This is a genomic window from Candidatus Poribacteria bacterium (genome assembly GCA_016866785.1).
GTDB lineage: Bacteria > Poribacteria > WGA-4E.
Map to the genome: position 1 here is coordinate 1 of VGLH01000080.1, position 19,283 is coordinate 19,283.

Here is a 19,283-nt window from a genome sequence, read left to right on the forward strand (position 1 = left end):
ATCCATGCAGTAGGTGGTCGGGTCGATATCGACGAAGACGGGTATCGCGTTGTGATGGAGCACGGCGGCGGCGGTCGCCCAGTACGTATGAGCCGTCGTGATGACCTCGTCGCCGGGCCCAATCTCCAAACCGGCGACGCACATGTGGAGGGCGGCGGTTCCGCTGTTGGTCGGGACGCAGTGCTCCACGCCCAGATACTCGCAGAACTCGCGGGCGAGCCGCTCCGCCTGGTGCTGGCGTTGGACGTTGATGTTCTCGACGGACAGCACTTCGGCGACGGCAGCGCGGTCGGCGTCGGTGATCCAGGGCCACGGCTTGATCGTTCCGGGCGCGATGACGGGGGTTCCACCGTGAACGGCGAGTTGCTCTCCCATCGAATGGGCTCCTGTCGTCCAGAGCTAGGCGTCTGAAAGGTCTTCGGCGCACCGTTGGGCGTATTGTAGATGGATCGCCGCAGCATCGCACCGGCGGCGGAGCGTTCGGAGCGCGTCCCGGCTGTGTCGCTTGACGGGCGGATCGATGTGGGCAAATGTACGGGTGTGCGAACCGATTCATCTCGGAGGGAGACGACGATGCACGCTGCTCGGATCGGTGTGGTTGCCTGCGCGTTCCTCGTGATCGCGTCGCTGTGCCGCGCGGTGCCCGGCGACATGGTTTTCTACTACACGCTCGACGACGGACAGGGAGGCACGATCAAGGACTCCTCTGGCAACGGACGCGACGGGAGGGTCCAGGGAGCCGTGAAAGCCGTCGACGGGAAGTTCGGCAAAGCTGCCGAGGTCGGGGCTGCGGACGAGATCCAGATCGACGACGACGGCTCGCTGGACGGAATGAAGGCGTTCACCGCCGAGATGTGGGTCTACATGGAGACGCAGCAGGCGACGGGGCTCATCCAGAAGGGAACCGACTGGGGAGCTAACATGAGCTACCTCATTCAGCCCTGGAGCGACGGGAAGATCTACTTCGGCATCAAGGAGACGGCGTCACGGGCGATCACCAACCCCGGCGACTTCCCGCTCAAGAAATGGTTCCACCTGGCGGCGACCTACGACGGCTCGCTGCTCAAGCTCTACATCGACGGGAAGAAGATGGCGGAAGCTCCGCCGCCCGCCGGGGTCAAGGAAGTGCCCGACACGAAAGACGCGCTCAAGCTGGGCGGTCGGTTCGCCGGACAGATGGACGAGGCGGTCTTCTACAAGCGGGCGCTCTCGGACGCTGAGATTCAGCTCGACATGCAGGGCCGCGTCCTCGCCGTCGAACCTGCCGGCAAGGCGGCGACGACCTGGGCAGACGTCAAGGCGCGCTAGCCCCTGGGTTGCCAGCGCAGATGCCGATGGAGGAAGTCGAACGTCCCGACGCCGTGGATGCTGTGGGGTCCGTCGAAAACCTCTATCTCGGCTCGGTCGCCGATTCCTAGAAGCGAGTAACGCCGCCACGTCTTGGCGAACTCGTAAGCCACCCACTCGTCCGGCGCGACGCCGTCGTGGTGCCCCCGCTCTACCATGAACGGGCGAGGGCAGATCAACCAGCTCATCTCGGCGTAGTTGAACGTGTTCCCAAGGTCGAACTCGAACATCTCGTACTCGCCGGTGATGAGGTAGCTGTACGGCGAGCGCGACGATGTGTTCTTCCAGATCCACTCGTTGTAGTCCGCCGAACAGATGGACAGGCAGTATCCCTCCAGCAACGCCGGGACGCGCATCGCCGTCTTGCCGCCGTAGCTCAGACCGTAGAACGCGATGCGTTCGGCGTCTACCATCGGCAACGACGCGAGCCATTCGATGAGCCGTTCGTGCTGCCGCACGATCAATGAGAAGAGCGATTTCCCCAGAGGATTCGCTTTGCGCTGCAGCACACGGAACCGATCTTCGCCGATGTACGGATTCTGCGGCGCATAGGTGATGAAGCCGCGTTCTGCGAGTCGGCACGCGTACTGGTTGTAGGCGGAGTTCTGAATGTTCGGGTCGGCGACGTCCTGCGGGCGTCCCTCCAAGCCGTGCTGGCAGACGACCACGGGGCGACGCTCTCCGCCGGACATGCCCTTGGGAACCAGCAGAATGCCGTACGCGAACACATTCGGGTAGACATCCAGCACCACTTCGTAGCCGACGTAGTCGGGCTCGTCGTAGACCTGGCGCGAGCGCGCGTTCGCCGGGAGCGACGCAGGCGGCAGCTTGCCGATGACCTCTTCCCACATCCGGTCTCGGTACTGCGCCGAGGTCTCGCGCCATCGTTCCACGCTGGAAGCGTCCGCCTGCGCCCAGTATTCCCGCCGCCGGTACTCTCCCTCGCGCATCATCCGCTGCGTGTGTTCCAGGATGCCCAGGAACTGCCGCTTCGTGCGCGCGTCGGCGTCGGGAAGCGGACGACGAGCCGCCGGTGCGGAACCGTTCTCGGCGAGGGCATCGCCGTGTGACTTGGCTCCCAGAACGGACAGGAACTCGTCCAGAAAGGCGTCGCTGCCGGGAGCGCTCGACTCGACGAATGACTGCGCGGGAGCCGGTTCGATCCCACGCGTCAGCTCGACGGCGCGTTGAAACTCGCTGCGGACGGACTCGGTCGCTGGCGTACGGATCGCACCGGGAGCCGCTCCCCCGCGACCATCGCGCGGCGGAGGCGGGCCCGCGACCTCTGGATGGGGGCTCGCCTCGACCACGATATCTCGTGGCGCAACCAGGCTGGCGATCTCGGCGTCGCCGAACTCCTCGAGCAGACGGAAAACGTTCCGATAGATGGGTTCCGACCAGAGGTTCTCTCTGGGCCCGAAGTAGCCGCTGATGCCCGTCGCGGCGATTCGCGCGTCGAGAGCCCCGGCATACAGCGCCACCAAGCCGCCTTCGCCGTAGCCCGCGATGCCGATGGGCAGCGCGCCGTCGCTGAACCAATCCACCGCTGCGAGGACCTTCTGCACCTCGTACCCGATGATGTGCCGACCCATCTCGAAGGCGGCGCGATAGAGGAACTCCCGATGCGGCTGGTTTGTCATGCGGACTTCGGGCGTTCCCGAGTACGTGTCGTCACGGTCGATGAGCACGGGAACCAGGACGCGACATCCGTTCTCGACGAGCCGTCTCGCGAACTGCGACAGCGACGGCACGCCGGGCACGAGTCCCACGGCAACCTCTGGCGACTGATCGCAGTCCGGGAGCGCAACGACGTTGGCGACGATGTCGGTGTCCGGTTCGAGCAGGATGCCCTCGGCTTCGACGCCGAGCAGCACGCTCCACTGAACCGCGCTGATCGTGTAGCCGTCGCCGCGACCCAAGGGGCTGTCGTCCAATCCTGTCGCCGCGACGTCGACCACGCGTCGCATGTCCGGCGGCGTTCGCGGATCGACCACGCCGAGGATGCGTCGGAGCCTCTCGCGATTGGGCTCCGCGGACTGGGCGTACGCCACGGGGGAGGAGAAGTCGCGCTGCCATCGGTCGTGCCGCCGGCTTGGTGAGTGGTCGAGCTCACGCGACAGATAACGGTCCATCCCGGCAACCATCTGAGCCGCCAGGTCGCCTTCGGTTCTGAGCGGCTCGGTTCCGGGCACGGGGTCTCCGACGGCAGCGGCGAACGAGGCGAGCGCGTAAAGCGAGGGGAGCATCACTGATATCTCCGCACGAACGCGTGAGACGAGGCGGTGGCGAACGCGACGCAACCGTATCAGCCGAATGATCCGACGTCAACGCACGCCGAGCCCGGTTCCTGACAGGATGGGACGATGTATAATCGCGTCGGCACGAAGCCGCTCGCCGGATCGTCCGATAAGCCTTGAGAACGCCTGTGCTCAGCCAGTTCAGCATCGAAGCCAACGAGCTCACGCGGCGCTTCGGTTCCTTCGTCGCCGTGGACCGCCTCTCCCTGAAGGTCACCCAAGGGGAAGTGTTCGGCTTCTTGGGTCCGAACGGCGCTGGGAAGTCGACGACGATCCGTATGCTCTGCGGCATCCTTGCCCCGAGCGATGGCGATGCGCTGGTCGCCGGACACAGCGTGCGCCGAGACCCCGAACGCGTGAAACGGAGCATCGGGTACATGTCGCAGCGGTTCTCGCTCTACGAAGACCTGACGGCATCCGAGAACATCGACTTCTACGGCGGCATCCACGGAATCGGTGGACGGGAACTGAGGGCGCGCAAGGGACGCGTCCTCGAGATGTCGGGGCTGGCGGAACGCGCCGATGAGCTCGCCTCCGTGCTTTCGGGCGGCTGGCGGCAGCGTCTGGCGCTCGGGTGCGCGATGCTCCACGACCCGCCGATCCTATTCCTCGACGAGCCGACATCGGGTGTCGATCCCATTTCGCGCCGCAACTTCTGGGACCTGATCTACACGGTGGCTCAGCAGGGAACGACGGTCCTCGTGACGACGCACTACATGGACGAGGCGGAGCACTGCGATCACCTCGGACTCGTGCACGCCGGGAAGATGATCGCCTACGGGAGCCCGGACGAGCTCAAAGACGCCGAGTCCGCGCGTGTTCTCGTCGAGATCGAGTGCTCCCCGGTGATGAACGGTCTAACGGCGCTTCGGTCGTCAGCGGCAGTTCGCGATGTCGCGCTCTTCGGCGCCGCCCTTCACGCGACGCTGGCGGATGAGTCGTCCGCCGAGGCGGTCCGGCAGGAGCTCGAGCGGGCTCGCGTGCAGGTGTCGTCGATCTCGCGGATCCGACCGTCACTCGAAGACGTTTTCGTTTCGCTCGTGGAATCCGGTTCCACCGTCATCGGTGCACCATGAAAGGGAACCTGGGCGCCGTCCTCCGCAAGGAAGTGACGACGATGCTGAGGGACCGCGGATCCCTCGCGATGACGCTCCTCCTGCCGGCGGTGCTGCTGATCGTCTACGGCTACGCGGTCAACCTCGACGTACGGAACATTCGCGTCGCCGTCTACGACATGGATCGATCCGCGCAGAGCCGCGCGTTCCTGCGGTCTCTCGAAGCCTCCGGGTATTTCGACCTCCACCATGTCGAAGGTCTCGGCGATACCGATGATCACGTCGAACACGGCGATGCCCTCGTGGGAATTGAGATCCCTCGCGGCTTCGCAGCGGACTTGGCGGATGGCAGGGAAGCTCACGTCCAGGCGGTCGTCGATGCGACCAACGCGAACATCGCCACCATCGCGATGAGCTACCTCGACCAGATCGCAGGCGCGTTTTCCAACGACCTTCGTATCGCCCGCGTCGAGCGGTTGTCGGGTCAGCGAGCTCGCGGGTTCCCGCCGGTGCGCCCGGAACCGCGTATTTGGTACAACCCGCAGCTTCGCAGCACCTTCTTCATCGTCCCGGGCGTCGTCGGTCTGATCATGATGCTCGTCGGGACCAACGCCACGGCGCTCTCCATCGTCTTGGAGAAGGAACAGGGCACGTTCGAAAAGCTCATCGTGACGCCGCTGCGTCCGTACGAGATCATCGTCGGGAAGGCGCTGCCGTGGGCGGTGCTCGCGCTCGGAGAATCGCTCGCGACGTTCGCCATCGGGATTGCGCTCTTCCGCGTGCCGATGCGCGGGAGTTGGGGTCTCCTGGCGGCGGGCTCGCTGCTGTTCCTCTACTGTGCGACGAGCATGGGGCTGTTCATCTCGTGCGTCGCCAAAACGCAGATGGCAGCCCTGATGACGACGGTGTTCGTGTCTATCCTTCCGACGTTCCTGCTCTCCGGCTTCGTCTTTCCAATCCGCAGCATGCCCATCGTCTTGCGGCTGGTGACTCGCCTCGTTCCCGCGCGCTACTTCATGGTGATTCTGCGCGGCGTCTTCCTGAAGCAGAGCGGGTTGCGCCATCTGTGGAGCCAGTTCGCCGTGCTCGGAGCGTACGGCATCGCCATGAACGTCCTCGCCGTCAGACGGTTCCGCAAGCGTCTCGATTGACCTCGAAGCCAATGGACGATGTTCCGCCGATTTGCCGGACCCCCACTGCGCGGCTATGATCGGGACGAACTGCACGGCGAGAAGGCAATCCGATGAACGCTGCGAACCCAATCCGGGACGTTGCAGACCCGGTCGCGCCATCCGTGTCGCGCCGAGTCGCCGTTGCGCTGACCTGCCTGTTCATCGGGACAGTCGTCAGCGAGGGCGCGGTGCAGCACGTCGCGTCCGCCGCAGCCGCCTGGCAGACTGTGCCGACCGCGTACCGCCTCGAATGGCTCCTTCCCGACCGCACGAGCGCAGGCGTGCGGATCCTGCCGCTTCAGCGTGACATGCACGAGTACGAGGAGAGCCTCGAATCGGACTCGGCGCTCTCGGGATGGTTGCTTCCTCGCGTGCAGCGGGCGTTGACCGGGTGGCTCGGATACGGCAACGAGCAGGCGTACGTGGCTGGCGGCGGGAGGCTGTTCTACCGAATCGACGTCGATGCCGCCACCGGCAGGGGGTTCCTGGAGGAACGCGAGCTCGCTCGACGGACGCGTTTCGGAAACGCCTGGGAACCGGCTCCGAGTCCCGATCCGGTTGCGCCGATGCTGGCGTTTCAACGACAGCTCGACCGGCGCGGCATTCGTCTTGTCGTCATGCCGACCCCGTCGAAGGTGAGCATCCATCCCGAATGGCTGGCGGGATCGGCGTTCCACGCCTCGAAGCCCGTGGCGAACCCGTCGTACGCCGCGTTCGTTCGCGAGCTGGAGGCGGCAGGGATCGCCGTGTTCGACCCGTCAGACGCGCTTTGGCGAGCCAGAGGCGCGGACTCTCAGTATCTGATGACCGACACGCACTGGACTCCGAGCGCAATGGAAACCGTCGCCCGAAGTCTGGCGAACTCGCTATCGTTACCTCCCGCGCCGGGAGCGGGATACGTGCGCCGCGAGCAGAGCGTGTCGAACCTTGGCGATACCGCTGTGATGCTCAAGCTGCCGGGCGAGCAACGGCTCTACGCGCCCGAGACCGTCTCGATCCTTCCGGTCGTCACGCAGGACGGGACACCGTGGCGACCCGACGAATCCGCCGATGTTCTCCTTCTCGGCGACAGCTTCAGCAACATCTACTCGCTCGACGGCATGGGCTGGGGAACCGGCGCCGGATTCGCGGAGCAGCTCAGCTACGCCCTGCAGCGTCCGATTGACCGTATCGTCATCAACTCCGGCGGCGCGTTCTCGACGCGCCAGCAGCTCGCGCAGGACTTGGCGCGCGGCGTGGATCGTCTCGCGGGGAAGCGCGTCGTTATCTACCAGTTTGCCGCGCGCGAGCTGAGCGCCGGCGATTGGAAACCCATCGATCTGCCGACGATTCGGCGACCATCACCACCGGTTGTCCAGAGAGAGAGCTCGACTCCTGAGCCAAGCGCTCCCGAAAGCCCGACTGCGCCGTCGGATATCGGCAGCCAGCCACCTACCCCGGACACGACTCCGACCGGCGACACACGGCTTTTGGTGACGGGAATCGTCGTCGAGAGCACGTCGCCGCCGAAGCCCGGCTCGGTGCCGTATCGAGACGCGATCATCGCCGTGCGGATCGAGAGCCCGTCTTCGGGCGGCGCGGACGAGATCGTCGTCTACGTCTGGGGCATGCAGGGCAACCAGGCTCAACCGGCGTCTCGTCTGCGAGTCGGCAGCCGCGCCTCGTTTCGGTTGGAGCCGTGGTCGTCGGCGATGGATCGATACGGCTCGTACAACCGGATCGAGCTGGAGAGCGACGATGCGTTGTTCCTCGACGCCTACTGGGGCGAACTGATGGAGGAGGCGCAATGACTCGTCTCGCTGCGATTCTGTCGATCCTGCTGCTCGCGTCGCCGAAGTTATCGGCTGACGTCGCCGCATTCCTCGGTGGGCTGGGAGACCTGGCACGCGAGGCAGAGGCATCGAGCCAGAGCGTGGTTGTCGGCGAGGACGGTTGGCTCTACTTCGCGCCAGAACTCAGACACCTCAGCGTCGGCGAGTTCTGGGGCGACGCCGCCAAGAACGTCAGCCGCGCGAACCCGGCGTACGCCGATCCACTGCCTGCGATCCTCGATTTCAAGCGCCAGTTGGACAACGCCCGGATCGAACTCCTCGTCGTACCGGTCCCGGCGAAGGCGGCGGTCTTGCCTGAACCCCTGGCGCGGCGTGTCGGCGTCGATCTCCCAGCCGACGCGCGGATCGACCGAGCCGACGCTGAGTTCCTGCGCGTCCTCGCGGAAGCCGGCGTGTGGATTCTCGATCTCGCGCCGTCGTTCCGTAAACATGTCGAGGACGCGCGACCCATCTACTGCCGTCAGGACACTCACTGGTCGGGAGCCGGAATCGAGATCGCCGCCCACGCGATTGCCGAAGCGCTTGCCGCGAAGCCTGGGCTGACGGCATCGACGCCGCGTCGGGAGTTCGAGTCACGAACCATCGGCGTGGAGATCGCCGGCGACTTGTGGACCGCCCTGGGCGACGCCCAACTGCCCAAGGAGCATGTACAGGTGACTCAGGCGTTGGAGCGGGGCAGGACCGTCGTGCCGTGGCGAGAGAGTCCGGTGCTCCTTCTCGGAGACAGCCACACGCTCGTGTTCCACGGCGGCGACATGCTCGCCACGGGGGCAGGGCTGGCGGACCACCTGGCGCTGCGTCTCGGATTCCCTGTCGATCTAGTGGGCGTGCGAGGCTCCGGCGCGACTCCTTCGCGGCTCAACCTGATGCGCCGGAGGGACAACCTCGCCGGGAAGCGGGTCGTCGTCTGGGTTTTCACGGTGCGGGAGTACACGGAGGGACAAGGCTGGAGGCTCGTTCCGGTGATCCGGGACGTGCCTTGAGGCGGGAACCGGCGAGCACCGGGCACGCGCCCGTCAGCCCAAGCCTACGACCGCTAGGCAGCTTCGACCCATCGACGCGCCTCGCGACGCCCCGATGGGTCGGCGCATCCTACTGGCGCTCCGGCTTGAACAGCCCGATCATGTTGCCTTCGGGATCGGTGAACATGGCGATCTGTCCGACTCCCGGCACGGGCATCGGTTCCATGATGACCTTGCCGCCGAGATCCGCGACCCGCTTGAGGGTCTCGGGCGGGTTGGCGTCCACGACGTAAAACGTGAGGTAGCCGGGGCGATCCGGCGACACGGTCACGCCGCCCCCGATGGAGCCCTCGCCTTCTGCCTCGACCATCCCGTAGTTCCAGTCGTTGTCCATGTCGAGCTGCCACCCGAACAGGCTGCGGTAGAAGTCCGCGCTCTCCGAGTTCCGAAGGCTGATTTCCCAGTGCACGACCGAGTAGGGCACGATGCTGCTCCTCTTCACCTTGACGACGCAGACTGACCTCACCGACGACGCGTATGCGCGGCGCACGCATAGGAACGCCGGGCACAGGAAAAGTGTGTCAATGATCGCGGTCGTCAAGTTCGAGGAGCACCGAACGTGTCGCTGCGAGCCGATGGGCTCGATGAGCGGCTTCGCCTCGCGTGTCATGGCTGGTACGTGGTCGTGCCCGCGACGGTTCCGTCTAGGAGGGGAGGACGCCGGCAGCCTGGAACGCCAGCGTGGCGGCTCCAGCCATGCCCGCGTCGTTTCCGAGCGCCGCCGGCACGATCCGCATCGTGTCCGCTGGGGTGTCCATCGCGCGCCGACGCGCTTCATCGCGGATGTGCCGGAACAGGATTTCCTCGCCTGCGGCGGAGATGCCTCCGCCGATCACCGCCATCTCCGGGTTCAGCAGGTTCGCGATGGAACCGAGGATGATTCCGATGTAGCGCCCGGTCTCGGCGAAGATGTCGAGGGCGACGCCGTCGCCCTCCTTGGCGGCGTCGGCGATCATGCGCGGCGTCAGGTCATCAATGTTCGCAAGCAGCCGCGATCGGGCTCCCGCCGACATCTTCGCGCGGGTGCGTTCGATCAAGCCTGCCGTGCCCACCATCGCCTCGAGGCAGCCGAAGTTGCCGCAGCCGCACTGACGCCCGTCGGGCAGAACCGTCATGTGACCGATCTCGCCAGCCATGTTGGTCTTGCCGTGGTAGACCTTGCCGTCGATGACGACGCCGCCACCGACGCCGGTTCCGAGTGTCATGCCCACCAGATACCTGCAGCCTTTCCCGGCTCCGAAGGTGAGCTCGCCGAGTGTCATCGCGTTGACGTCGTTCTCGAGGAACACGGGCAGGGAGCTCAACTCGCGGAGCTCCGCCTTGACGTAGTCGGCGAGCGGGATGTCTGTCCATCCTTCGAAGTTGGGGGAGAAGTGGATCACGCCGGTGTCGGCGCTGATGAGCCCGGGCGAGCCCAAGCCGATCCCCACGATATCCCGCCGAAGGGCGCTCTCCGCGAAGATAGCGCGGGCGACCTCCGCGATCTGGGAGCCGACGACCGCGCCACCGGCATCGGCGCTCGTGCGTACCTGCCGCGTGTGCGTCATCGTGCCGTCCTGAGCGACGAGACCCGCCTTGATGTAGGTTCCGCCCAAGTCGACCGCCAGCGCGTACTTCATGTCGTCGCCCTCGCTCGTGGTGTAGAATCGACGCTCGTCCGCAGTGTTCTACCGGAACCCTATCGGGGAGGCAAGGGCGGATGCAACGCGCTACCACGGATGTTCTCTACTTCGAAATCGGAGCCGACAACGCGCCCACCCTACACGTGAAGCCCGGAGAGCTCTTCGAGGTGCAGACGCAGGTGAACCGGGGCCCCTGGCTCGACGACCATCCCGACGCAGACAGGCTGCGAGCCAAGCTGTACGGCGGGAACCCGTCGAGCGGCGCGGTGTACGTCGACGGAGCGAAGCCCGGCGATGTCCTCGCGGTCCACATCGGCGAGATACGGCTGGACCCGATGGGCTTCACCAGCTACAGCGGCAACACCGGAGCCATGCCCGGATGGCTCGGCGCATCCGGCGTGGGAGCGCACTCGCGGATCGTCGAGATCCGGGACAGCGTCATCCACTGGGGCGACGGTCGGACACTCCCGGCGAAGCCCATGATCGGGTATGTCGGGACAGCGCCCGCACGCGAGCGCTATCACCACGGCTGGGGCGGCGGCTGGGGCGGCAACTTCGACGTTCAGGAGATCACGACGGGCGCGACGGTGCTTCTCCCCGTGTCTGTGAACGGCGCGCTGCTCCACATCGGGGACATGCACGCGATCCAGGGCGACGGCGAGATCTGCGGAGCAGGCGGCATCGAAGCGAGCGGAATCGTGGTCGTGTCGTGCGACGTCCTGCCGCGTCCCCAAGGCTTCGTGATGCCTCGGATCGTTGACGCAACGCACATCGCAACGGTCGCGATGGCTCGTCCCGCCGAGGACGCCTTCCGCCAGGCGCTGAGCGGGCTGCTGCTATGGCTCGAAGCAGAGTACGGGTTCTCCCGGGGCGACGCGTTCCTCTGGCTGGGACAGGTTCTTGAGTCGCGCTGCACGCAGTTCGTCAACCCAACCTACACCTACATCGCGAAGGTTGCGAAGAAGCACCTGCCTGAGCGCTAGACGCTCTGGTCGGAACGCGGCGAGGAGGGTCTCTGCCATGGAGCTTCACGGCATCGGAGCGCAGCTCTACGTATGGAGCCAGGTGTTCGGCAAGGAAGGCAAGTCGGTCGAAGAGGATCTCGACGAGGCACTGGGCGAAGTCGTCGCCGGAGGATTCGACGGTGCAGAGGGCAACCTGGCGTGGGCTGGCACAGCCGACAAGGCGCGTCGGGTTCGCCAGCTCTACGACGCACACGGGCTCCAGATTCCCAGCCTATATCACGGTGGCGCCTACCACACGGTCGATGATGCCAGCCGGACGATCGCCGAGACGTTGTCATTCGCTCGGTACGCGGCGGATATCGGCTGTCCAGCCGTAAACGTGAATCCGAACCCGATTGGGCGCGACAAGACGGGCGCGGAACTTCGCATCCAGGCAGACGGTCTGAACCGCCTGGGTGAGGGTTTGCGAGCCCTGGGCATGTCGCTCTACATCCACAACCACGATCCGGAGATCCGCAACAACGCCCACGAGTTCCGCGCGAACGTCCGGTTGACGGACCCGGCGCTGGTCTCGCTGTGCGTCGATACGCACTGGGTCTATCGCGGCGGCGCGGATCCCATCGGACTTCTGCGTGAGGTCATCGCGCGGACCCGCAGCCTGCACGTCCGGCAGTCCCAAGGCGGGACGTGGGACGAGACGTTCCGCGACGGCGATATCGACCATCGCGAGATCCGCCGCGTGCTGGAGGAAGGCGAGTACTCAGGCTGGCTGCTGCTGGAGCTCGCCTACGAGCAGAAGACGGTGCTGACACGGAGCCTCGCCGAGAACGCGAAGCTTGCTCGCGGCTACGTGAGGGAGGTCTTCGGAGCCTGAGCCACTGAGGGCTACCAGGGGAGCCCCAATCTCACGCCGGCCGCGATGCTGGCGAGCGCCAGCACGCTGAGCGCCACCGCCTGCCCGATGATGGTTCCCATCATGAACCGTCCCACGTTAGCGTGTGCCCTCACGCCGTAGAACCGCAGCGACACCCACTTGATGAGCCAACTGGCGAACAGCGACGACCAGAAGACCCCCATGCCCCAACTGCTGGAAACCGCGTAGCCTGCCGGATGGAGGGGCCACCACACGAACCGCGCCCGCATGAAGCTCAGGATGAGCGTGACGGCGGCTCCGACGACGTGAAAGACCAGGCGCGGCACATCCGGGTCGGTCGGCGTGGTCATCCATCCTTGTAGTCGTGCGAAGGGCTCCGTGCCGAACCAGAGCCCGGGTCCGACGATCCGGGCGACGGTTCCATACCGGTAAGCCAAATCCAGGAACGCCCAGAAGGCTGCGAATCCCCCCAAGACCGTGGCGAGCGTCATCGCGATGACGAGCCGCCGATTGTCCAGATGCACGCGCTCCGCCATCTTGAAGCCTTCGAGCTGGTGCGGCATCGGATGCCCCCGGAACGCGCGCGTCAGGAACCAGAACAGCGACATGACGGTCAGGTTCCTCGAACCAGTGCTGCGCGTGCCGAGCACCATCGTGATCATCTGTTCGGGACCCGCATAGTGCAGGTCGTGGACGGGCGTTCCCAGCTCTGCCCGCATCCGCGTGACGGCAATCGAGATGAGGGCGTAGAGCGAGAAGAAGGCGATCACCGCCCACAGGGACATGCCGGCGTACAGACAGAATCCCGTGAGAAACACCGATCCGAGCACCAGTCCCGCGATGGCGATGCGGTAGGGAAAGGGCTCGCGTGCCTCGTCTTCGATCCTCCGACGCCCGATCACGTGCAGGGCTACGTCGCGCAGATGCTTGCGGCTCGCCCAGAGCGCCAGCACGCCGAGCGTGAGGTACGCCCCGGCCGTCTGATCGTTGATGTAGGGGAACCCGGGCAGCGATCGGAGCCCGACCGCCGCCGCGAGCACCTGCTGCAGTTGCCAGGTCAGAAAGAAGAACCATGCCGAGAACGACAGGTCCAGCGGGATGAAGAACCCCAGACCGATGGCATAGGGGTAGAACGCGATCGAGAGACCCCGCATTGCGTTCCACGGCTTCTCTGTGAACAAGAGCGCGCCGATGTTGCGCCGCGTGTACGGCAGCAGCGGCAGCGTTGGGAAGATCGAGTGCGCCCCGTTGTAGAGCTCGACGATCAAGCCGAAGGCGAATCCAGCCCAAACCAGCCGCGACGAGAAGAAGCCTTTGGTGTCGCTTCCCAGGTCGAGCGGGAGCTGGATGACGGGGTAGGCGAGCTTCTCCTTCTCCGTCCATTGGCGCCGCACGATCACGTTGAAGCACAGCATGACGAACACGAGAACGGCGATGAACAGACACCACCAGACCGCCGGTTTGAGCCATGCGTTCAGGACGTGCCATGAATAGAGGGTTGACTGTCCTTCGTAGAACCCTTGCACGGCAGACGTGTCGGAGATCGTGAGCCAGTCCGGCAGTAGGCGTTGGAACAGATTCGCCCATTCGTTCTCCGGCGTCGCCATGTAGAAGCCGTGCGGAATAGCCGGCACCAGAATCTGGACGCCGTCGTGACTGGCGATGGCGGACCCGATGCCCACCATCGAGTAGACGACTAGGAGCTCATCGTCGCGCAGCGCAGCCTTCGGCGCGACTCGTCGGAGCCCCAGGTTCAGCAGCGCCAACGCGAAGAGACAGAACACGGCGTTGAAGAAGAGCGACACAACCGTCGGGTGACCGGAGTACCAGACGATCTCCGTCGTCATGATCCAGTAGGCGTTGACGGGGATGAGCAGCGTGCCGATCAGAATGGCTTTGAGAGTGACCCGGTGGGTCGGAGTGGTCGCGATGGGCGATTTCACCGGGCGCGTGCCTCCGGGGCTGAATGCGGGCACACGCTATCACATCAAGCCGCAGGCGTCAACCACTGGGCGGTTCGGCGGACTACGGAAGCTCGAAACTGTCTCCCAGCGACGGGATCGTGATCGGGCAGTCCAACTCGCTCGAGAGGCGGTCGCGGAAGGCGTTCGCGGCTCGCGGCTCTCCGTGGGTGACGAACACGCGCTTGGGCGATGTGCCGAAAGCGCCTACCCACGCGCACAGCCCATCGACGTCGGCGTGGGCTGAGAAACCGGAGATGGATTCGATTCGCGCCTTGACGTCTCGCGACGAGCCGAGGATGCGCACCGGATTGTGCTTCTCGACGATCAGGCGACCCAACGTTCCTTCCGCCTGGTAGCCGATGAAGAGCACCGTGCTGCGAGGATCGGAGATGTTGTTGACCAGGTGGTGCTTGATGCGACCCGCGTTGCACATGCCCGACGCGGAGATGATGAGCGTCGTCGGTGGGTAGAGCGCGATGGCTCTCGACTCTTCGGCTTCGCGCGTGAAATGGACCTTGGGCGTGTAGAGCGGGTCCTCGCCGCCGAATACCCGCGCCGCGAACGACTCGTTCCAGGCTTCGGGGTGGCGCTGGAACATCTCCGTGGCGCGGATCGCCATGGGGCTGTCGACGAACGTCGGCAGCTCGGGTATCCGTTCCTGCGTCAGGAGCGTCTTGAGGAAGAACAGCAGTTCCTGCGTTCGTCCGACTGCGAACGACGGGATGACTAGGTTCCCGCCGCGTTCGAGCGTGCTCGCGATGCATTCGCCGAGCCGCGCCATGGCGTCGTCGCGCGTCGGATGTTTCCGGTCTCCGTAAGTCGATTCGCAGACGACGATATCGGCGAAGTCGAGGTGCGTCGGGCTGCGCAGGATCGGGTTCGCCATCTGTCCCACGTCTCCCGAGAAGGCGATGGTCGTGGTTCGCCCGCCTTCATCGACCCGAACGCGGATATGCGCCGATCCCAGCATGTGCCCGGCGTCGTACCAGGTTGCCGTGATGCCCGGAGCCACGAGCACATCCCGCTCGTACGGCACGCTGCGGAGCCGAGGCAGGCATCGGAGCACGTCCTGCTCCGTGTAGAGAGGCTTGAGCCCCTTCGGCGGGCGTCCCTCGACGCGGTGGCGCGCGGACTTGTAGCGCGCGTCCTCTTCCTGGATGTGGGCGGAGTCGAGGAGCATGATTTCCGCCAGGTCGACGGTCGCCGGCGTGGCGTAGGTCTGACCCGCGAACCCATCAGCGTAGAGCTTCGGGATGAGCCCGCTGTGATCGATATGGGCGTGTGTCAGCAGAACGGCTTGCATGGATTCGGGCTCGACCGGGCAACGCTCCCAGTTCCGCTCTTGGTAGTCGCGTTCCTGAAACATCCCGTGGTCGATCAGGATGCGCGACCCGTTCGCCTCGAGCAGATAACAGGAACCGGTCACGTTGCCGGACGCGCCGAGGAACTGCAATCGCATCGGGTTCTCCGTGTGTGACTCGCCGCCACGCTAGACTCGCAGCGAAGCCTCCCAGCCGGTCGGGTCGTCGAGGTAGGCGCGTATCTCGGTGTGCTGGTCGCGAGACAGAGCTCCCATCGCTGTGTATTCGTCGAGGAGCTGTCGAAGCGTGATCAACGCGTGCAGCGTCGCTCCCCGCGCAGCGAGAGCGGAGGTTCCTCCCTGTTCGCGGTCAAGAATGACGACGACGTCCTCACACCTCACGCTCGCTGCCTTCAAAGCATCCAAGAAAACGAACTTGCTCGTTCCTTGGGTGATGAGATCGTCGACGAGAGCGACCCGGGCTCCTGGCTCCAGCACGCCTTCTACCTGAGAACCGGTTCCGTGCGCCTTGGGTTCCTTGCGGACGTAGACCATCGGGAGACGAAGCTTGTGGGCGATGATCGCCGCCAGCGGGATTCCCGCCGTTTCTGCGCCGGCGACGATGTAGGCTCCGACCTGCCGGATCCGCTCGGCGAGGGCGTCCGTGAGCGTGTCGATGGACGCCGGCACGGATGGGACGTGCCTCAGATCGACGTAGATCGGGCTCTTCGCGCCGGAGCGCAGCGTGAAGATGCCGTGCTTCAGTACGTTCGCGGCACGCAGCGCGGATGCGATGTCTGCGGAAGCCAGAGCCATGGGAGCCCTCCTGGGTCGAGACTGTGAATCGATTCTAGGCGGCGGCAGGCGTCGCGGCAACGTTGGGGACGACGCCAACGGACTGAGCGTCGATGCGGTTCTGCGCGAGCGCCGATTGAGGGGCTCTTGGGCGAGTGCTATACTTGGCGACAAGCGTTCGACCCACGGAAGGGACGGCGGTGAAGGAAGTCGCGTGTGTCAACGGCGTGTTCAGCAGTGTCGAGGACGCCAAGGTCTCCATCGATGACCGCGGGCTGCAGTTCGGCGACGGCGTTTACGAAGTGGTCCGGAGCTATGACGGGCGACTGTGGGCGCTCGAGCGCCATCTGCTCCGTCTAGAGGGCAGCCTGCGCGAGCTATGGATCAAGGGCGTGTCTATCGCGCATATTCGCGACGAGGTCGTGCGTGCCTACGCAGCGAGCGAGATACCGAACGCGCTCGTCTACTTCCAGATAACGCGCGGCGTGTCGCCTCGCGACTACGCCTGGCGCGCAGACATTACGCCAACCATCATCGTCACCGTGCGCGACATGTCGAAGAAGGAAACCGTCCATCGTGACCAGGGGGTTCGTGTCATCACGCACCCGGAGATCCGATGGGGTCGGGTCGATATCAAGACGCTGAACCTTCTGGGGAACATGGTCGCCAAGAAGTCGGCGCGGGACGCGGGCGCGTACGAGTCGCTGTTCGTCGCCGCCGGGAACCGAATGACGGAGGGGGCGAGCACCAACCTGTTCATCCTCCTCGGCGACAGTCTCGTGACGCGCGAGAAGGGTCCGCACATCCTGCCGGGCGTTACGCGCGAGATCGCCATCGAATGCGCGGCAGACGCCGGCATCGCCGTTGAGGAGCGACCCTTCACGCTGGAGGAAATGCGATCCGCGCAGGAGGTCATCTTGACCGGCACGAGTTTCGGCGTCTATAGTGTGGTGAGCTTGGACGGCATCCCCGTGAGCGGCGGGAAGCCAGGCGCGGTGGGCGTCCGCCTCGCGGAAGCCTATGACGAGCGCGTTCGACGCCACGACGACTCGCCTCGCTAGCGTCACCCTTGGAGCCAGGAGCATCCGGCTTGATCTACGAAGAACGCATCTACACGATCGCGCCCGGCAAGATGCCCGCGATCCTGAAGCGATTCGGCGAGCACACCATGTCGCTGTTCCAGAGACATGGGATCCAGGTGGTTGGGTTCTGGGTGACTGACATCGGCGAACACAGCCACAGCGAGCTCGTCTACATCTGCGCATACAGCGACCTGAACGCTCGCCAGGCGGCGTGGGAGAGCTTCCGCACCGATCCCCAGTGGATCGAAGCCCGTCGAGTCTCCGAGGCGGACGGTCCGCTCGTGACGAACGTCGCCGTCAAGATCCTCGAGCCCACCGACTTCTCGCCGGTTCGCTGACCCCCCGACCATGCGAGACCGACCAGAGAGGACGCAGCCGCCGATGGCTCAAGGCTTCCGCGGAGAGGATTCGCCAGAGCTCTGGCATCGCAACGGCTACTCCGAACGTGACGAGGAACCGGGGCACGATCTCAAGCTGGCTCATCGTCTTTCTCAGCTCTACGGGCAGCTCCTCACCGAAGTCGGAGAGGATCCCGGCAGGGAAGGGCTCGCCAAAACCCCGATGCGCGCCGCTCGGGCGATGGAGTTCCTGACGCAGGGGTATCGACAGAACCTCGACGAGGTCGTCAACGAGGCGATCTTCACCGAAGACACGGACGATATGGTCATCGTCCGCGATGTCGAGTTCTACAGCCTCTGCGAGCACCACTTGTTGCCGTTCTACGGCAAGGTACACGTCGCGTACATCCCGAACGGTCGAATCATCGGGCTCAGCAAGATTCCTCGCATCGTGGACATGTATGCGCGGCGGTTCCAGGTACAGGAGCGCTTCACTTCGCAGGTCGCGCGGGCATTGGCGGGGGCGATCCAGCCGCAGGGCGTCGGCGTCGTCTCGGAAGCCGCCCATATGTGCATGATGATCCGTGGGGTCGAGAAACAGCACTCCAGCACGGTCACGAGCTGCGTCCTCGGCTCGTTCCGCAGGAACGCGACCACGCGGAAGGAGTTCTTCGACCTGCTCAAGGTGAACCGGTTCGAGATGTAGCGGGACGAGTCAGCGCGAGGGCGGTCGGAGCCTAGTCGTGCTCGGAGGTCGGCAGGGGACGCAGTGGCACAGCGTCGGACGGATCGAACGTGACCGTGACGCGGTCGCCGGGATGAGCGTCGGCGAGACCGGGATTGTGTGACAGGGCGCGCACGGGGGTCTTGTCGGCGAGCTCGAGCTCGAACTCCTCGACGTTTCCTAGGTACGTCGTTCGGACGACCGTTGCGGCCAACTGGTTCGGCTTGCCAGGGCCCGGCGAGGCGATCTCGACGGCTTCAGGGCGTATCGACAGCGTGACTTCCTCACCGACCGCCATGCCGGTCCGCTCGCAGACGATGGCTCCGACCGGCGTTTCAACCCGTATTCCACCGCTGTCCGCATCGGTCACTCTGCCCGACAGAAAGTTCGTCTCGCCGATGAAGTCGGCGACGAACGGATTTGCAGGATGGTTGTAGACTTCGCGCGGACTGCCCACCTGGACGATCTTGCCGTCTCTCATCACAGCCAGCCGATCTGCCAGCGACAGCGCTTCCTTCTGGTCGTGCGTCACGTAGATCGCGGTGATGCCGGATTCGGCATGGATCCGCTTGATTTCGAGCCGCATCTCTAGTCGTAGCTTCGCGTCCAGGTTGCTGAGCGGCTCGTCGAGCAGCAGCACGTCGGGCTCGATGACCAGCGCGCGAGCCAGGGCGACACGCTGCTGCTGTCCCCCGGAGAGCTGGTTCGCCGTGCGCTGGGCGTACCCCTCCATCTGCACGACTTCCAGCGCTTGCGCGACGCAGCGGCGCTTCTCGGGCGTTGAGACCTTGCGGACATTCAGTCCGTATTCGACATTCTGATAGACCGTCATGTGGGGCCAGAGGGCGTAGTTCTGGAACACCATGCCGGTGTTGCGCCGATGCGGGGGCACGG

18 protein-coding genes are annotated in these 19,283 nt (G+C 65.1%); 10 read left to right on the plus strand and 8 right to left on the minus strand.

Annotated elements, in window-relative coordinates:
- On the minus strand, positions 1 to 375 hold a 375-nt coding region (locus tag FJZ36_12205), incomplete at its 3' end, for a DegT/DnrJ/EryC1/StrS family aminotransferase (protein ID MBM3215665.1).
- A 69-nt stretch (positions 376 to 444) separates the two neighbouring features.
- On the opposite strand from FJZ36_12205, the gene FJZ36_12210 reads away from it, so the two are divergent.
- Entirely contained in the window at positions 445 to 1,308 is an 864-nt protein-coding gene (locus FJZ36_12210; GenBank protein MBM3215666.1) for a LamG domain-containing protein, read from the plus strand.
- On the opposite strand, the gene FJZ36_12215 is transcribed toward FJZ36_12210, so the two are convergent.
- Positions 1,305 to 3,593, minus strand: coding sequence for a hypothetical protein (locus FJZ36_12215; GenBank protein ID MBM3215667.1), 2,289 nt, complete (start codon positions 3,591 to 3,593; stop codon positions 1,305 to 1,307). The two genes, FJZ36_12210 and FJZ36_12215, sit on opposite strands and share 4 nt — an antisense overlap.
- A 179-nt stretch (positions 3,594 to 3,772) precedes the next feature.
- On the opposite strand from FJZ36_12215, the gene FJZ36_12220 reads away from it, so the two are divergent.
- From FJZ36_12220 to FJZ36_12235, 4 genes are all read left to right on the plus strand, one after another.
- Entirely contained in the window at positions 3,773 to 4,720 is a 948-nt protein-coding gene (locus FJZ36_12220) for an ABC transporter ATP-binding protein (protein ID MBM3215668.1), read from the plus strand.
- Entirely contained in the window at positions 4,717 to 5,850 is a 1,134-nt protein-coding gene (locus tag FJZ36_12225) for an ABC transporter permease (GenBank protein MBM3215669.1), read from the plus strand. The genes FJZ36_12220 and FJZ36_12225 overlap by 4 nt, the downstream gene beginning before the upstream one ends.
- A 92-nt stretch (positions 5,851 to 5,942) precedes the next feature.
- Entirely contained in the window at positions 5,943 to 7,661 is a 1,719-nt protein-coding gene (locus FJZ36_12230; protein ID MBM3215670.1) for a hypothetical protein, read from the plus strand.
- On the plus strand, positions 7,658 to 8,686 hold the full coding sequence (locus FJZ36_12235; protein MBM3215671.1) for a hypothetical protein: 1,029 nt from the start codon (positions 7,658 to 7,660) through the stop codon (positions 8,684 to 8,686). Before FJZ36_12230 ends, FJZ36_12235 begins: the two co-directional genes overlap by 4 nt.
- Positions 8,687 to 8,795: 109 nt before the next feature.
- Here FJZ36_12235 and FJZ36_12240 read toward each other — a convergent pair whose 3' ends face one another.
- Entirely contained in the window at positions 8,796 to 9,503 is a 708-nt protein-coding gene (locus FJZ36_12240) for a hypothetical protein (GenBank protein ID MBM3215672.1), read from the minus strand.
- A complete protein-coding gene (locus FJZ36_12245) occupies positions 9,370 to 10,344 on the minus strand; it encodes an ROK family protein (GenBank protein ID MBM3215673.1) in 975 nt (324 codons plus the stop codon). The genes FJZ36_12240 and FJZ36_12245 overlap by 134 nt, the downstream gene beginning before the upstream one ends.
- 80 nt (positions 10,345 to 10,424) lie before the next feature.
- Between FJZ36_12245 and FJZ36_12250 the strand changes: the two genes are divergently transcribed.
- Positions 10,425 to 11,330 (plus strand): acetamidase, encoded by a 906-nt coding sequence (locus tag FJZ36_12250; GenBank protein MBM3215674.1) that lies wholly within the window; start codon positions 10,425 to 10,427, stop codon positions 11,328 to 11,330.
- A 37-nt stretch (positions 11,331 to 11,367) separates the two neighbouring features.
- Positions 11,368 to 12,186, plus strand: a complete 819-nt coding sequence (locus FJZ36_12255) for a TIM barrel protein (GenBank protein ID MBM3215675.1) — start codon at positions 11,368 to 11,370, stop codon at positions 12,184 to 12,186.
- Between the two features lie 11 nt (positions 12,187 to 12,197).
- On the opposite strand, the gene FJZ36_12260 is transcribed toward FJZ36_12255, so the two are convergent.
- The 3 genes from FJZ36_12260 to pyrE form a co-directional block, all read right to left on the minus strand.
- Positions 12,198 to 14,129 carry a hypothetical protein gene (locus FJZ36_12260; GenBank protein MBM3215676.1) on the minus strand — a complete coding sequence of 644 codons (1,932 nt, stop codon included), beginning with the start codon at positions 14,127 to 14,129 and terminating at the stop codon, positions 12,198 to 12,200.
- Between the two features lie 82 nt (positions 14,130 to 14,211).
- Positions 14,212 to 15,609 (minus strand): MBL fold metallo-hydrolase, encoded by a 1,398-nt coding sequence (locus tag FJZ36_12265; protein ID MBM3215677.1) that lies wholly within the window; start codon positions 15,607 to 15,609, stop codon positions 14,212 to 14,214.
- A gap of 30 nt (positions 15,610 to 15,639) precedes the next feature.
- Positions 15,640 to 16,266: an orotate phosphoribosyltransferase gene (pyrE, locus tag FJZ36_12270; protein MBM3215678.1), complete on the minus strand. Its 627-nt coding sequence runs from the start codon at positions 16,264 to 16,266 to the stop codon at positions 15,640 to 15,642.
- Between the two features lie 134 nt (positions 16,267 to 16,400).
- On the opposite strand from pyrE, the gene FJZ36_12275 reads away from it, so the two are divergent.
- From FJZ36_12275 to folE, 3 genes are read left to right on the plus strand one after another with little or no spacing between them, the layout of a single operon-like run.
- Positions 16,401 to 17,306, plus strand: a complete 906-nt coding sequence (locus FJZ36_12275; protein MBM3215679.1) for a D-amino acid aminotransferase — start codon at positions 16,401 to 16,403, stop codon at positions 17,304 to 17,306.
- 29 nt (positions 17,307 to 17,335) lie between these two features.
- Positions 17,336 to 17,665 (plus strand): NIPSNAP family protein, encoded by a 330-nt coding sequence (locus FJZ36_12280; protein MBM3215680.1) that lies wholly within the window; start codon positions 17,336 to 17,338, stop codon positions 17,663 to 17,665.
- A 43-nt stretch (positions 17,666 to 17,708) separates the two neighbouring features.
- Positions 17,709 to 18,371 carry a GTP cyclohydrolase I FolE gene (gene folE / locus FJZ36_12285; protein MBM3215681.1) on the plus strand — a complete coding sequence of 221 codons (663 nt, stop codon included), beginning with the start codon at positions 17,709 to 17,711 and terminating at the stop codon, positions 18,369 to 18,371.
- Between the two features lie 31 nt (positions 18,372 to 18,402).
- Here the strand turns inward: folE and FJZ36_12290 are convergent.
- On the minus strand, positions 18,403 to 19,283 hold an 881-nt coding region (locus tag FJZ36_12290; GenBank protein MBM3215682.1), incomplete at its 5' end, for an ABC transporter ATP-binding protein.